Below are 14,047 nucleotides of genomic sequence, written 5' to 3' on the forward strand. Positions count from 1 at the left end.
ACGCCAGATCCCCTGCCTGGCGTTGTTCAACCCCTGCCTAATCTGAGTGCGGTTCCCAAGGCCGAGCCAGAATATGTCCCCCTGGAACCTGTGCGACCGATCGCCCGACCGAACTCCGTTTCCCCCCGCTCCGGGGATGACTAGGCAATTGGGGCCATGCGTCTGAGACATTTACCGTGGTTACCCCTCATCCAGATAGCAGCCCTGACGGTTTTCTTTGCCATCCTCCTGGATTTTCTGGTGGTCTTAGCCCTGACCGAAATCGGCTTCCTGCGATCGCTGTTGCTTCCCTGGTTGAACTTTGCACCGCCGATCACCCAATGTCTTGTCGGGGCGGGGGCGGGGGTGTTAGCCGTATACCTATTTGAGCGTCTCCATCCCGGCATCTGGCTGACGGCAGCCTCCCTGTGGGCATTGGTGCTGTGTACCGCCCTCTGTCTCTGGCTGAGGACCCTGCTTCCCCTACCCGGTTTCCTGGTGGGCCTTAACTATGCCCAGTTTGTTGGCCTTTTGGTTGGGATTTCCTACCAGGGGCGTCGTTACTGGCGCTGAAACGAGAGCGCAATGGTTCGATCGGTTAGCCAACGGACGCACCGACACCCTTAAGTTGAAACAGTGGCACTGAGCAACCGCTAACACCTTAATTACAAATTTGTTACAAATCCCATTAGCTTTCTATCAAATTATGTCGGATTGGACCCCGGGGAGATGGGGTGCTACCGTTTTCTGGTAGAAATACTTAAATTCCAGCTTTGGGTAGCTGGCTACCCCTTGTTGCCCCGATCCCCGCACTGGCTTACTTTTTTGGCCGTGCGAGCGGTAGGCTAGACAAGGAATCATGGATAGCCAGCGCTCAGTAGGGGGCGATCGTGGACGGACAGTTGCTTCCGAGGAGAAGCACGGGCCTTCGGGGCCATTCGGCCAAGATCGTCGTCATCCCGCCATTGCCCTATGGATTGCATTTCCCCTGAGACAGCGGCAGTCAAGTCCCCAGTGGCAGTGATTTCGAGTCCCCCGGTTAAAACCCCCAGTGCTTTGCAAGGTCAAGGAGCTTAACTGCATGTTCACCCACGTCAAGCCCACCGTCCGCCATATTCAGCCAGAATCGTTACAAGGACGGGCGCTGATCAAGGTGGTCTATGTTGTTCTAGAGCCGCAATACCAAAGTGCCCTATCGGCAGCGGTTCGCAAGATTAACCAGACGAATACCAGTGTCGCGATCGAAATCAGCGGCTATTTGCTCGAAGAACTGCGTAGCCCGGAAAACTACGAAGCCTTTGAGCAGGATGTTGCCTCAGCCAATATTTTCATCGGCTCGTTGATCTTTATTGAGGATCTGGCTGATAAGGTGGTGGCGGCAGTTGAACCCCACCGCGATCGCTTAGATGCGGCGGTCGTCTTTCCCTCCATGCCCCAGGTGATGCGCCTGAACAAGTTGGGCAGTTTCTCGATGGCCCAATTGGGGCAGTCGAAGAGCATGATTGCCCAGTTCATGAAGAAGCGGAAGGAGAAGGCCGGGTCCAGCTTCCAGGATGGGATGCTCAAGCTACTGCAAACCTTGCCCAAGGTGTTGAAATACCTGCCGATCGACAAGGCCCAGGATGCCCGCAACTTCATGCTCAGTTTCCAGTACTGGCTCGGCGGCTCGGCGGAAAACCTGGAAAATTTCCTGTTAATGCTGGCGGATAAGTACGTCTTCAAGGGCACTGACATTCATGCCCAACCGCTGCAATACGTTGATCCCGTTACCTACCCCGACATCGGTATCTGGCATCCCCTCGCACCCCGGATGTTTGAGTCGCTGGAGGAGTATCTGGCTTGGCATGGCTCACGGGATGATATTGCCGATGATCTTAAAGATCCCCTTGCCCCTTGCATTGGGCTGGTGCTGCAACGGACCCACTTAATTACTGGGGATGATGCCCACTATGTTGCGGTTGTGCAGGAATTGGAATGCATGGGGGCACGGGTGATTCCAGTCTTTTCGGGGGGATTGGATTTCTCGAAACCGGTGGATGCCTTTTTCTACAATGCCCAAGGCAGCGCGATCGTGGATACGGTTGTTTCCCTCACGGGCTTTGCGTTGGTGGGTGGCCCTGCCCGTCAGGATCATCCCAAGGCGATCGAGGCTCTCAAGCGGTTGAACCGGCCCTATATGGTGGCGTTGCCCCTGGTATTCCAAACGACGGAAGAGTGGGAAACCAGTGATCTGGGCCTGCACCCGATCCAGGTGGCCTTGCAGATCGCAATCCCAGAACTGGATGGCGCGATCGAGCCGATCGTCCTTTCGGGTCGGGATGGGGCGACTGGGAAGGCGATCGCCCTGCAAGATCGGGTGGAAGCCGTGGCGCGACGGGCAATGATGTGGGCTAATCTGCGCCGCAAGCCGAAAGTGGATAAGAAACTGGCGATCACGATCTTCAGCTTCCCGCCGGATAAGGGGAACGTGGGGACTGCGGCCTACCTGGATGTGTTCGGCTCCATTTATAAAGTCATGGAAGCCCTGAAGCACAATGGCTATGATGTCCAGGACATGCCAGAGTCGCCAATGGCCCTGATGGAAGCGGTGATCCATGATGCCCAGGCCCAGTACGCCAGTCCCGAACTGAATGTGGCCTACCGGATGTCGGTGCTGGAGTATGAGCGCTTCACCCCCTACTCGGAGCGGTTGCACGAGTCCTGGGGTCCCCCGCCGGGTCACCTCAACACTGATGGCGAAAACCTGCTGATCTACGGCAAACACTTTGGCAATGTCTTCATCGGCGTCCAACCCACGTTTGGGTATGAGGGCGATCCGATGCGGCTGCTGTTCTCGCGATCGGCTAGCCCCCACCACGGGTTTGCCGCCTACTACACCTACCTGGAGCATATCTGGCACGCCGATGCAGTGCTGCACTTTGGGACCCACGGCTCGCTGGAATTCATGCCGGGTAAGCAAATGGGGATGTCGGGCGACTGCTACCCCGATAACCTGATCGGCCACATTCCCAACCTCTACTATTACGCGGCCAATAACCCCTCGGAAGCGACGATCGCCAAGCGCCGCAGCTATGCCGAAACCATTAGCTACCTGACCCCCCCTGCTGAGAATGCCGGGTTGTACAAGGGCCTCAAGGAACTGGGGGATTTGATCGGGTCTTATCAGACGCTCAAGGATACGGGGCGGGGTCCGGCGATCGTTAACTCGATCATCGACAAGTGCCGCCTGGTCAACCTGGATAAGGACATTGCCTTGCCCGATGGCGATGCCCAGGATCTCAGTAGCGAGGAACGGGATACGTTGGTGGGTCGGGTCTACGGCAAGTTGATGGAAATTGAATCCCGACTGTTGCCCTGTGGTCTGCACGTGATTGGTCAGCCACCGACGGCAGAAGAAGCGATCGCCACCCTCGTCAGCATTGCGAATATTGACCGTCCCGAAGAAGAGATCATGGGTCTCCCGCGCATCATTGCCAATAGCATTGGGCGTGATATTGAGGAGATTTACCGCAACAGCGATCGCGGTGTCCTCGCCGAGGTCGAACTCGTCAACCAGATTACCCAGGCGGTGCGGGCGGCGGTCACAGCCCTCGTGAAGGAACAAACCGATGCCGATGGCCGGGTTTCCAAGGTCACGGCCCTAAACTTTTTCAACATGGGCCGTAAAACCCCCTGGCTGGAGGCTCTGCACACGGCTGGTTACGACAAGGTAGACCCGGAGGCGATCAAGCCCCTGTTTGAGTACCTGGAGTTTTGCCTGAAACAGGTGGTGGCGGATAACGAACTCGGTGCCCTGCTGCGAGCATTGGAGGGGGAATATATCCTCCCCGGTCCCGGCGGTGATCCGGTGCGCAACCCCGAAGTCCTGCCCACGGGCAAAAATATCCATGCCCTCGATCCCCAGGCGATTCCCACGGCAGCGGCGATTCAGTCAGCGAAGGTCGTGGTCGATCGCCTGCTCGATCGCCAGCGTCAGGAAAACCAGGGCCAATACCCAGAATCGATCGCTTTTGTTCTTTGGGGCACGGATAACATCAAGACCTATGGGGAATCCCTCGCCCAAGTCCTGTGGCTGGTGGGTGCCCGTCCGGTGCCCGATTCCCTAGGTCGGGTCAACAAGATCGAACTCATCCCCCTAGCGGACCTGGGACGGCCCCGCATTGATGTGGTGGTCAACTGCTCCGGCGTGTTCCGGGATTTGTTCATTAACCAGATGGCCCTGCTCGATCGCGCGATCAAACTGGCTGCTGAAGCCGACGAACCGGTTGAGATGAACTTTGTGCGCAAACACGCCCTGCAACAGGCAGCGGAATTGGGCATTAACCTGCGGCAGGCGGCGACACGGGTGTTCTCCAATGCGTCGGGGTCCTATGCCGCCAATGTGAACTTGGCGATCGAAAATAGCACTTGGGAAAACGAGTCGGAATTGCAGGATATGTACCTGTCGCGCAAGTCCTTTGCGTTTAACTCCGATAACCCCGGCATGATGGAGCAGTCGCAGCAGTTGTTCGAGTCCAGCCTCAAGTCAGTGGAGGTCACCTTCCAAAATCTGGATTCCTCGGAAATCTCGCTGACCGATGTCTCCCACTACTTCGACTCCGACCCGACCAAGGTGGTCTCCCGCCTGCGGGGGGATGGCAAGCAACCGACGGCCTACGTGGCGGATACGACCACGGCCAATGCCCAAGTGCGCACCCTGTCGGAAACGGTGCGGTTGGATGCCCGGACCAAGCTGCTGAATCCCAAGTGGTACGAGGGGATGCTCTCCCACGGCTACGAAGGCGTGCGGGAACTGTCGAAGCGGTTGGTCAACACAATGGGCTGGTCCGCCACGGCGAATGCGGTCGATAACTGGATCTACGAAGATACCAACACGACCTTCATCAAGGATGAGGCGATGCGCGATCGGCTGCTGAACCTGAATCCCCACTCCTTCCGCAAGGTGGTGACGACGCTGCTGGAGGCCAATGGTCGCGGCTATTGGGAAACCAGCGAAAGCAACCTGGATCTACTGCGGCAGTTGTATCAGGAAGTCGAAGACCGCATCGAAGGAATCGAGTAGGGCGGCCTTTACTGAGAAGAGAAATGGGGCAGGGCAAGCTGATCGTGTTTGAGGGGATTGATGGGGTGGGTAAAACCACCCAACTCCAGCGACTTCAACAGTGGCTACCGATCAGTGGCCTGCTCCACCCTGGGCAGGTGGTGTTCTGTACCTATGAGCCGGGAGCAACCGGATTAGGCCACTATCTCCGGGACTGTTTACTGGCGGTTAAACAGTCAGCCCAGGAACCGATCGCGGATCGTGCTGAATTGCTACTCTATGCCGCCGATCGCGCCCAGCATGTAGAACGGGAACTCAAACCCCGTTTGCAGCGTGGTGAGGTGATTCTCTGCGATCGCTATGTGGATTCGACGGTGGCCTATCAGGGGTATGGACGCGGGCTGGATTTGGCGTTAGTGAATCAGGTGAATGCGATCGCAACGGTGGGTCTGATGAGTGACCTGACCCTTTGGCTGGATCTGGACTATGGGGCTGCCCGCGCACGCAGTCAACACCGGGGTCGTCCCGATCGCATGGAGCAGGCTGATCGAGCGTTTCACGATCGGGTGCGCAAAGGCTTCTATGCCCTGTGGCAAGCTGATCCCGATCGTAGGGTGCGCATTGAGGCCAGTGCCGATGTGGAGACGATTGCTACAATGATTCAGGAAACGGTACGCGATCGTTGGCAGCAGTGGCAGGTAGAGCAGTAAAAAATCCGTGTCTCAGTTGTGTTCGTAGGGATCTTTGACTAACACCCGATTAGCAGCCGTAAACCGCGAATACTTGATAATCCCATAGGGGATAAATTCAGTAAGGGCTAATAACCCCATTTGGATATCTTCATAATAGATGATGCCCCCAATGCCAGAGTCAATATGAAACGCACCATGAAAAAATTGATAGTCGGGAATATGGAAGACTAGGAAGTCATGCACCTTAATCTCCCGACCAAGCATATACTTACAGGTTTGCTTGAGGATGCCACGCAGTTCTTCCTTCTCAACCTGATGTCCGGCTGCATTGAATTCCGGCTTATTCATAAAGTTATCCACATAAAACAGCCAAATGTCGGAAAAATCTTTCTCCGTGGTTAGTTTAATTTTGAGCCGTTTTAAGCGATTGAGGTTCATGGTTAGAGTTGAGTAGAAGCCGGTCAGGCGGGAATGTCATACAAGCACGGTGGGCGCTCTTTTTTCTACACCATCTCCGAGGCAGGGGCGGTTGCTATTTGTTGGGGTTGGGGCTGGAATTGGAACAATGAGTACACCACATTGCGGCGAATCGTTGTCATCATTTCCAGGAACAATTCATAGCCCTCGCTCTTGTATTCAATCAGCGGGTCCTTCTGACCGTAACCGCGCAGACCTACGGATTCACGCAGGGCGTCCATCTGTTGCAGGTGTTCGCGCCAGAGGGTGTCGATCTGTTGCAGGATGAAAAACCGCTCGGCTTGCCGCATCAGGCCCGGTTGGATCTGGTCTACTTGGGCTTCCTTGATGTCATAGGCAATGCGTACCTGCTCGTAGAGGAAGGTCTTCATTTCGCCAACGGTGAGATCCTCCAGTTGGGACGCCTCCAGATCCGCCAGCAGGTAGACAAATTCCTTGACCTTGCTCACCAGATCATCGAGCTTCCACTCTTCCGGCGGTAGCTCTGGGTTGACGTAGGCATCGACGATATCATCCATCGTGCGTTCGGCATATTTAATCACCTGTTCCTTGAGGTCTTGACCTTCTAGGACGCGCCGCCGTTCGGCGTAAATGGCTCGCCGCTGGTTGTTCATCACCTCGTCGTACTCGAATACCTGTTTACGGATGTCGTAGTAGTAGGTTTCCACCTTGCGCTGGGCGTTCTCTAGCGACCGCGTCAACATCCCCGACTCGATCGGCATGTCTTCTTCGACCCGGAACAGGTTCATCATGCCCGCAACGCGATCGCCGCCAAAGATACGCAACAGATTATCCTGCAAACTCAGGAAGAACTTGGTCGAACCAGGGTCACCTTGGCGACCCGCCCGTCCGCGCAATTGGTTATCAATGCGGCGGGATTCGTGGCGTTCCGTCCCAATAACGTGCAAGCCGCCCAGGGCAACGACCTCCTGGTGTTCCTGACGGGTGAAGCTTTCATACTCAGACTGGATGCGGTTATAAGCAGCCCGCAGCTTCTGGATCACGGGGTCATCGGTCGGGGCTTTCTCCGCAGCAATGGCAACCTTTTCCTCGGCTTCGAGTTCCGTGAGGGACTGTTCGCCATACTCCTCAACCGCGTAGGCCACCGCTAGCTTCAGGGATTTCTCAGCCTCTTCGGATAACTCGGTGGGGAAGATCTGGGGCGAGGCTTTCCAGGTTTTCACTTTTTTACCCTCGCTGGGGCCACCAAACCCTTGGGGTTTCGGTCGCGATCCGGCCCCGGCCACCCGCACGGGTCCCACACTATCGTCATCTTCTGGTTTGACCAGGGGTGGCATGAAGTATTCCCGGACCTTGAGGCGGGCCATGTAGTCGGCGTTCCCGCCCAGGATGATGTCGGTCCCGCGTCCGGCCATGTTGGTGGCGATCGTGACCGCACCTTTACGTCCAGCTTGGGCGACAATTTCGGCTTCCCGTTCCACGTTTTCGGGTTTGGCGTTGAGCAGGTTGTGGGGGATGTTCAGGTCACTCAGCAGGCCCGACAGCAGCTCCGATTTTTCGACGCTGGTGGTGCCCACCAGGACCGGACGGCCCACCTGATGCATTTCAGCACATTCGGCGGCGACGGCTTTCCACTTGGCCATTTCCGTCTTGTAGACGACGTCGGCGTACTGCTTGCGAATGAGTGGGCGGTTGGTGGGGATTTGGGTAACTTCGAGGCTGTAGATGCGTTCAAATTCGGCTTCTTCGGTTTTGGCGGTGCCGGTCATCCCCGATAGCTTCGGGAAGAGGAGGAAGAAGTTTTGGTAGGTGATCGTGGCCAGGGTTTGGGTTTCGGGTTGGATTTCGACGTGTTCTTTGGCTTCGATCGCCTGGTGCAGGCCATCACTCCAGCGGCGACCGGGCATGACGCGTCCGGTAAATTCATCGACGATGACGATTTCGTCATTACGGACAATGTAGTTGACATCAATGATAAAGAGTTCTTTGGCCTTGACCGCATTGAAGATGTAGTGTGCCCAGGGGTCTTGGGGGTCAAATAGGTCGGTGACGCCGAGTTCAATTTCGGCTTGCTCGTAGCCTTCGTCGGTGAGCAGGACGTTGCGGGCTTTTTCATCAACTTCATAGTGAACATCCCGTTGCAGGACGTTGGCGACTTCGGCAGCGCGGGTGTATTTTTCGCTGGGCCGCTCGACTTGGCCGGAGATGATCAGGGGGGTGCGGGCTTCGTCGATGAGAACGGAGTCTACTTCGTCAATGATGCAAAAGTTGAAGGGGCGTTGAACGACTTCGGACATGGTGGTGGCCATGTTGTCGCGCAGGTAGTCGAAGCCGAGTTCGCTGTTGGTGGCGTAGGTAACATCGCAGTTGTAGTTGCGGTGCCGTTCGCTGGGGTTCATGCCTTGCTGGATCAGGCCGACGCTGAGGCCGAGGAAGCGGTGAACTTGCCCCATCCATTCGGCGTCACGGCGGGCGAGGTCGTCGTTGACGGTGACGACGTGGACGCCTTTGCCAGTGAGGGCGTTGAGGTAGGCGGGAAGGGTGGAGACGAGGGTTTTGCCTTCCCCGGTTTTCATTTCGGCGATTTGGCCGTCGTGGAGGACCATGCCCCCGATGAGTTGGACATCGAAGTGGCGCATCCCCAGCACGCGGCGGGCGGCTTCGCGGACGACGGCAAAGGCTTCGGGCAGGAGGTCGTCCAGGGTTTCGCCTTTCTCCAGGCGTTGCCGGAACTCGTCGGTTTTCCCGCGCAATTCGGCGTCGGAGAGGGGTTGGATGTCCTCTTCGAGCAGGTTGATCTCGGTGACGATCGGTTGGTATTTCTTGAGTTTGCGCGCGTTGGGATCGCCGATCAGCGTTTTGAACATGGCACCAGCAGAGTAAGGAGCAGGGATTCGCTTCGTAGACTACATTTTAGCTCCCCTGGCTCCTCCTGTAGCGATCGCGAGGTGGGATTGGGGTATCACTGAAGGCAGTGGCGGGTCTGATGGGGGTGGGGCATGGACTTTGAGATCATTGGCGATATTACCGATGTTGAGGTGATTGCGACGGGGACAGGAATTCGCGATCGGGGGCGCTTACAGAAGCAGTATGGCCGAGGTCGGTGGAGGAAGTTGAAGGAGGTCGTCCAAGCTTAGCTTTTCCCCAAAAAGTTTAAGCCCAAGTTGGATTGCAAAAGTAGAACAAGCTATTAAAATAGATAATACCTATGCAGCTTAAGCCAAGCCATGACTAGCTTATTACAACAAGCATTGTTAGAAATCCAAAAACTTCCGGATTATCTCCAGGATGAACTTGCTAAACAATTACTAGAAGACATTAAAAATGAACTGAACTGGCAACAAAACCTTTCAGAATCAGATATTCAATTAGGGGATCTTCTGACAATGGCACGTGAAGCCCTTATTGAAGAACAGGAGAGGAGAACTGAAGACAAAGGCTTTGGCGAAGATTAATGAAGTCATCCAGAACTCGAAAGTTTCAGGAATTGTTTTTGAAATTACCCCAAAGGATACAAGAAACCGCTAAGAAAATTATCAACTTTGGAAAGAGAATCCGTTTCATCCAAGCTTGGAATTTAAAGAGGTCAAGCCAAAGGAGAAGATATGGTCGGTCAGAGTCGGAATAGGATGGCGAGCGTTAGGGATTATGAAGCCAGAGGAAGATAAAATAGTTTGGTTTTGGGTGGGATCACACTCTGAATATGAAAAAATTTTAGGTAAGAAGTAGAAAGAACATTGGTATGAGGCTCATGACATCGGTAAAAAAAATTAAGCTCAAGTTACCTTGCTTAGATTAGTGATGAAAACAAAGCAAGCTCGACCGAATCAGTTTGTCGTGTGCTTGAATAATGAAGGTTATCCAGCCTCGTTAGAGGTGGGTAAGATCTATCGAGCGATCGAGGATGAGGAAGCCAGGGAAAACGGGTTAATCCGAGTGATTGATGAGAGTGGTGAAGATTACGCTTTTTCAGTAAACCGATTTTACCCGATCGCGGTACCCAAACCAGTGGAAGCGGTATTGTTGTCGGTTAGTTCGTAGCGACAGCCTAATCCGACCAGCAGGCGGGGTGGCGGTGGCTGACTAGCCGACATAAGGCTGTGACGGATAACACCCTGAAATCCCGGACTTAAACGTTAACTTTGATGAATAACACCCCAGATCCAGGTATTATCACGAGAATCTGTATAATAATGATCTCAATATCTGAGTTTATCCATCAGATTTGACGTTGAATACCTAGTTGGGCTGCTTCATGTTGTCGGTGAAGCGGTTCTTGAAAGTTTGTCTGTCAGTACCAGCATTGCCAACATTGTTCTAGATAACTGGGGAAGAAAAGTAGCTTTTGCTGTGAATTAGGGAACACTAATAGATATTCACTGTCTAGCAGAGAAAGAAGTAATGGTATTTATAGAAAAATTGAAATGGATCATCCCTGCATTGCTTGTAATAGGGGTTGGTGTTTTGGAAATTAACTTTCCTCATGCAATGGATGGCTTTGATGATGGGTATACAGGTCGCGGAGGTGCTGGCCTAGTTATGCTACTCTTCGAGCTATTCGTGTGGTTGACATGGAGCAAAATTGGAGGAGCTATTGCAATTTTTTTGGGGACAATGGCGGTCGTAATTTGTTTACTTCCTAAAAATGAAGAAGAAGTTGAAGCAAAACCTACTCAAAACTTCTTAACTGATAGTGATAAAAATTTGACTAGAAATTCATTAGCCTCATCTGCAATTCGTGCTGGCAAAAATTACGTTCAACGGAAATTTAAAAAGCGACAATCTTAAAGCAGGACTATCTACTTATGACAGAAGATTTTAATTTAGAGACCTCAGTTAGAGAAGCTTTACGCGAAGCATTAAGAGAGCGTGGTCATGTCAACATTTTGATCGCTGGACGTACTGGAGTGGGTAAGAGTACTCTTATTAATTCAGTCTTTCAGGGAAATTTTGCAACTACTGGCCAGGGGCGTCCTGTTACACAGAATACAAGAGAAATTAAGAAAGAAGGTATCCCGCTCTCGATTTTTGATACCCGTGGCCTTGAAATGGCAGATTTCTCCGAGACATTAGATGCTTTAAAATCTCTGATTTATCAGCGATCGAGGAACACTGACTCCAACCAACACATTCATGTTGCCTGGATTTGCATAGCTGAAGATTCTCGGCGTGTTGAGCCAGCAGAGGAAGAACTAGTCAAGATGCTGGCAGACTGTAATATACCTGTTATCGCTGTAATTACAAAAGCGAGATCTGACCAAGGCTTTCGTGCTGAAGTCCTACGAATATTGCCGCTTGTAAGAAATGCCATTAGAGTTCGTGCTATTCCATTAGAGTTCGTGCTATTGATGAAGAATTAGATGAAGGTATTGTTCTTCCTGCTATGAACCTGAAAGATCTTGTAGATTTGACTATGCAAGTTGTACCAGAAGGCTTAAAAAGGGCTTTTACGGCAGCTCAAAAAGTAGATATTGAGCTAAAAAAAACAAAATCGCATACTATAGTTGCGGGTGCAGCAGCTAGTGCAGCAGGCATAGCAGCCGTACCAATTCCATTTTCTGATGCGATCGGACTTGTCCCGATTCAGGTTGGAATGTTGGCTGGTATCTCAGCAACATTTGGTTTGTCGATGGACAAAAGCCTTCTCACTACCATGCTTGGAAGCATCATTGCCGGAACAGGTGGAACAGTTGCAAAACGTTTCATTGTGTCTGGTTTACTCAAAATGTTTCCAGGCGCAGGTTCTGTGGTTGGTGGAACAATTGCAGCGACTACAGCAGCAGCAATTACAACTGCTTTTGGTACAGCATATATCACTGTATTGGATATGTTATTTCTCCAGAATAACGGCAAGCCACCCACATCTGAAGAAGTGGTGGAGGCATTCAAAACACAGTATCTACAACTTCCCGTCGGTAAATGATCTAGAGCAGAAGTGTTGAAAGAAATTTTTTCACAGTTGTGTTGAGAAAAATCACAGTGTTGTTTACTAATGGATAGGACAACTATGACTATTACCTTAGAGATCCCTTCAGATCTAGAACATGAACTAGCCAACGAGGCATCACAGCTTAAACTACCTTTGACTGAGTATATTCTGCGCGTTCTTTCCTTTCGACACCTCCTTCAAAATCCTCCCAAAACAGGGGTGGAACTTGTAACTTACTGGGAAAGTATTGGGGTGGTTGGTTATCGACCTGATATTAATAATAGTCAGGAATATGCACGCAAGTTACGTGACCAGGCTGACAAGCGGGAGCAAGTTTAGGTAGTAGATGTATTTAATCGATACTGACGTGATGATCGATATCCAGCGAGGCTATGCACCTGCACTGGCTTGGTTTGCCTCTCTAGGAGAACTGCCTAATATCCCTGGGTTCGTAGTGATGGAGTTAATTCAGGACGCACAGAACAAGCAGCAGGTTCGCAAAGTTTTACAGATGGTGGCACCTCTACAAATTGTTTGGCCTACTGAAACGGATTGTGCCCGTGCTTTGTCTGATTTTACCGCCTACCATCTATCCCATAAGGTTGGACTGATTGATGCCTTAATTGCTGCTTGTGCTGTTGGGAGTAATACTACCCTCTGTACTTTTAATGTGAAACATTATCGAGTTATACCAGGTTTAAGCCTAGAGCAGCCGTATAGTCGCTGAAACTGTTACAAAAACATCACGTTGTTAACCATTGATCACTGAGAGGGTATTTTCGGTACGATCTCGCCTACTGCAAATGATTAGATGGGAATCGCGCTATGACGGTTCTGACGACGATCGCGGGGTTGCTAGAGATATGGGAGCGATCGTGATAAGGATTCGAGTCGGACCAGTTGTAAGGGTGCGATCGTCAATCACCATAGGCTAAGTTAGCGGCAGGAAATCCAGCACTATTTTCCCTTGCTTGCACTGACCAAAGGTGCGATCGTTATTTAGACTGTGACTGGAGATGCGATCGTGACAGGGGCGGGGATTCGCGTTCTGGTTCACCCAAAGCAGAAATATAGCCGATGCGGGTAGGTAGGTTAAAATTTTAGAAATATAGGCTCAGCGATTGCCATCGACAGATAAACCCTATGCAAGTTACCCTTAACCTTGACGAAGCCCTTGTTAACGAAGCTCTTCAACTGACAAAACTGGCTACCCAGGAAGAGTTACTGAATCTAGCCTTAAGAGAACTTGTGCGATCGCGCCACAAGAAAAACCTGCTCGACCTTGCGGGACAAATTCAATTCACCCCAGATTTTGATTACAAGTCCCTCCGTGAAACGCACCGTGTTGCTGATTGATACATCTGTTTGGATCAGCGTGTTCCGCGATCGGAGCGGTCAGGTTCGCCAACAGCTTGAATTGCTGATAGCTAGTCGCGATGTTCTCCTCACCCGCTTCACTCAACTTGAGTTGCTTCAAGGTAGTCTAAACGAACAAGAGTGGGCGTTCCTCTTCGCCTATCTTAAAGCACAAGACTATGTTGAACTTATAGCTTCTTCGTAGCAGGCGGCTGCACGTATCTACTATGACTTACACCGTCAGGGATTGACTGTGCGTAGCCCGATTGATTGCTGTATTGCCCAAGCTGCATTAGAAAACAATTTACTTTTAGTTTATGACGATCGAGATTTTGAAATCATCGCCCAAGTTCGCCCTCTCCAAAATCTTCGCTTCCAAACAGCTTAGCCAAGTCATGACTACTTTATTACAACAAGCATTGTTAGAAATCCAAAAACTTCCGGATTATCTCCAGGATGAACTTGCTCAACAACAGAAGTGTTGAAAGTTAGGTTAAGCGATGGAAAAAAGGGACAGAATGCAGTATTCTGTCCTCTAACAAATAAAAAATGATGTTCTATGATAGCCTCATTCCCGAAGCTTGTCAAATTGATCTTGAAGCAGCTTTGTCC

17 protein-coding genes and 1 pseudogene are annotated in these 14,047 nt (G+C 51.9%); 15 read left to right on the top strand and 3 right to left on the bottom strand.

Annotation, left to right across the window (positions count from 1 at the left end; all coding sequences use genetic code 11):
• The first annotated feature begins 156 nt into the window (after positions 1-156).
• The 3 genes from ACWIUF_RS18650 to tmk all read left to right on the top strand — a co-directional run bounded on the left by ACWIUF_RS18650 (position 157) and on the right by tmk (position 5,730).
• Positions 157-552, top strand: coding sequence for a hypothetical protein (locus ACWIUF_RS18650; protein ID WP_448574030.1), 396 nt, complete (start codon positions 157-159; stop codon positions 550-552).
• 508 nt (positions 553-1,060) lie between these two features.
• Positions 1,061-5,041 (top strand): magnesium chelatase subunit H, encoded by a 3,981-nt coding sequence (locus ACWIUF_RS18655; RefSeq protein WP_448574031.1) that lies wholly within the window; start codon positions 1,061-1,063, stop codon positions 5,039-5,041.
• 23 nt (positions 5,042-5,064) lie between these two features.
• Positions 5,065-5,730 (top strand): dTMP kinase, encoded by a 666-nt coding sequence (tmk, locus tag ACWIUF_RS18660; RefSeq protein WP_448574032.1) that lies wholly within the window; start codon positions 5,065-5,067, stop codon positions 5,728-5,730.
• A 12-nt stretch (positions 5,731-5,742) separates the two neighbouring features.
• Here the strand turns inward: tmk and ACWIUF_RS18665 are convergent, their stop codons facing one another.
• Entirely contained in the window at positions 5,743-6,150 is a 408-nt protein-coding gene (locus ACWIUF_RS18665) for a hypothetical protein (protein ID WP_448574033.1), read from the bottom strand.
• A 65-nt stretch (positions 6,151-6,215) separates the two neighbouring features.
• Positions 6,216-9,017: a preprotein translocase subunit SecA gene (gene secA / locus ACWIUF_RS18670; RefSeq protein ID WP_448574034.1), complete on the bottom strand. Its 2,802-nt coding sequence runs from the start codon at positions 9,015-9,017 to the stop codon at positions 6,216-6,218.
• Between the two features lie 132 nt (positions 9,018-9,149).
• Between secA and ACWIUF_RS18675 the strand changes: the two genes are divergently transcribed.
• From ACWIUF_RS18675 to ACWIUF_RS18730, 12 genes and pseudogenes are all read left to right on the top strand, one after another.
• Positions 9,150-9,287: a hypothetical protein gene (locus ACWIUF_RS18675; RefSeq protein WP_448574035.1), complete on the top strand. Its 138-nt coding sequence runs from the start codon at positions 9,150-9,152 to the stop codon at positions 9,285-9,287.
• A 90-nt stretch (positions 9,288-9,377) separates the two neighbouring features.
• A complete protein-coding gene (locus ACWIUF_RS18680; RefSeq protein ID WP_448574036.1) occupies positions 9,378-9,605 on the top strand; it encodes a hypothetical protein in 228 nt (75 codons plus the stop codon).
• A gap of 94 nt (positions 9,606-9,699) precedes the next feature.
• Positions 9,700-9,879: pseudogene (locus ACWIUF_RS18685) on the top strand (ParE family toxin-like protein); the annotation flags it as partial.
• Positions 9,880-9,951: 72 nt separating this feature from the next.
• Positions 9,952-10,191, top strand: coding sequence for a hypothetical protein (locus ACWIUF_RS18690; RefSeq protein ID WP_448574037.1), 240 nt, complete (start codon positions 9,952-9,954; stop codon positions 10,189-10,191).
• A gap of 360 nt (positions 10,192-10,551) precedes the next feature.
• Positions 10,552-10,938, top strand: coding sequence for a hypothetical protein (locus ACWIUF_RS18695; RefSeq protein WP_448574038.1), 387 nt, complete (start codon positions 10,552-10,554; stop codon positions 10,936-10,938).
• A gap of 17 nt (positions 10,939-10,955) precedes the next feature.
• Complete coding sequence (locus ACWIUF_RS18700) at positions 10,956-11,510, top strand: GTPase (RefSeq protein WP_448574039.1); 555 nt, start codon at positions 10,956-10,958, stop codon at positions 11,508-11,510.
• A 23-nt stretch (positions 11,511-11,533) separates the two neighbouring features.
• Positions 11,534-12,073 (top strand): DUF697 domain-containing protein, encoded by a 540-nt coding sequence (locus tag ACWIUF_RS18705; protein WP_448574040.1) that lies wholly within the window; start codon positions 11,534-11,536, stop codon positions 12,071-12,073.
• Between the two features lie 84 nt (positions 12,074-12,157).
• Positions 12,158-12,418, top strand: coding sequence for a hypothetical protein (locus ACWIUF_RS18710; protein ID WP_448574041.1), 261 nt, complete (start codon positions 12,158-12,160; stop codon positions 12,416-12,418).
• Positions 12,419-12,425: 7 nt separating this feature from the next.
• Positions 12,426-12,806: a PIN domain-containing protein gene (locus ACWIUF_RS18715; RefSeq protein ID WP_448574042.1), complete on the top strand. Its 381-nt coding sequence runs from the start codon at positions 12,426-12,428 to the stop codon at positions 12,804-12,806.
• Positions 12,807-13,222: 416 nt separating this feature from the next.
• Positions 13,223-13,435 (top strand): type II toxin-antitoxin system VapB family antitoxin, encoded by a 213-nt coding sequence (locus tag ACWIUF_RS18720; RefSeq protein ID WP_448574043.1) that lies wholly within the window; start codon positions 13,223-13,225, stop codon positions 13,433-13,435.
• Positions 13,422-13,640: a hypothetical protein gene (locus ACWIUF_RS18725; protein WP_448574044.1), complete on the top strand. Its 219-nt coding sequence runs from the start codon at positions 13,422-13,424 to the stop codon at positions 13,638-13,640. Before ACWIUF_RS18720 ends, ACWIUF_RS18725 begins: the two co-directional genes overlap by 14 nt.
• A gap of 48 nt (positions 13,641-13,688) precedes the next feature.
• Positions 13,689-13,823 carry a hypothetical protein gene (locus ACWIUF_RS18730; protein ID WP_448574045.1) on the top strand — a complete coding sequence of 45 codons (135 nt, stop codon included), beginning with the start codon at positions 13,689-13,691 and terminating at the stop codon, positions 13,821-13,823.
• Between the two features lie 11 nt (positions 13,824-13,834).
• Here ACWIUF_RS18730 and ACWIUF_RS18735 read toward each other — a convergent pair.
• Positions 13,835-14,047, bottom strand: a 213-nt coding sequence (locus tag ACWIUF_RS18735; protein ID WP_448574046.1) for a hypothetical protein, incomplete at its 5' end; no start/stop codon positions are given.

It is taken from the genome of Trichothermofontia sp. (genome assembly GCF_053493415.1).

Coding starts and splice junctions, on each gene's coding strand:
- ACWIUF_RS18720 (WP_448574043.1), top strand. CDS start 13,223: ATGCAAGTTACCCTTAACCTTGACGAAGCCCTTGTTAACGAAGCTCTT.
- ACWIUF_RS18710 (WP_448574041.1), top strand. CDS start 12,158: ATGACTATTACCTTAGAGATCCCTTCAGATCTAGAACATGAACTAGCC.
- secA (WP_448574034.1), bottom strand. CDS start 9,017: ATGTTCAAAACGCTGATCGGCGATCCCAACGCGCGCAAACTCAAGAAA.
- ACWIUF_RS18715 (WP_448574042.1), top strand. CDS start 12,426: ATGTATTTAATCGATACTGACGTGATGATCGATATCCAGCGAGGCTAT.
- tmk (WP_448574032.1), top strand. CDS start 5,065: ATGGGGCAGGGCAAGCTGATCGTGTTTGAGGGGATTGATGGGGTGGGT.
- ACWIUF_RS18680 (WP_448574036.1), top strand. CDS start 9,378: ATGACTAGCTTATTACAACAAGCATTGTTAGAAATCCAAAAACTTCCG.
- ACWIUF_RS18655 (WP_448574031.1), top strand. CDS start 1,061: ATGTTCACCCACGTCAAGCCCACCGTCCGCCATATTCAGCCAGAATCG.
- ACWIUF_RS18695 (WP_448574038.1), top strand. CDS start 10,552: ATGGTATTTATAGAAAAATTGAAATGGATCATCCCTGCATTGCTTGTA.
- ACWIUF_RS18675 (WP_448574035.1), top strand. CDS start 9,150: ATGGACTTTGAGATCATTGGCGATATTACCGATGTTGAGGTGATTGCG.
- ACWIUF_RS18650 (WP_448574030.1), top strand. CDS start 157: ATGCGTCTGAGACATTTACCGTGGTTACCCCTCATCCAGATAGCAGCC.
- ACWIUF_RS18690 (WP_448574037.1), top strand. CDS start 9,952: ATGAAAACAAAGCAAGCTCGACCGAATCAGTTTGTCGTGTGCTTGAAT.
- ACWIUF_RS18700 (WP_448574039.1), top strand. CDS start 10,956: ATGACAGAAGATTTTAATTTAGAGACCTCAGTTAGAGAAGCTTTACGC.
- ACWIUF_RS18705 (WP_448574040.1), top strand. CDS start 11,534: ATGAACCTGAAAGATCTTGTAGATTTGACTATGCAAGTTGTACCAGAA.
- ACWIUF_RS18665 (WP_448574033.1), bottom strand. CDS start 6,150: ATGAACCTCAATCGCTTAAAACGGCTCAAAATTAAACTAACCACGGAG.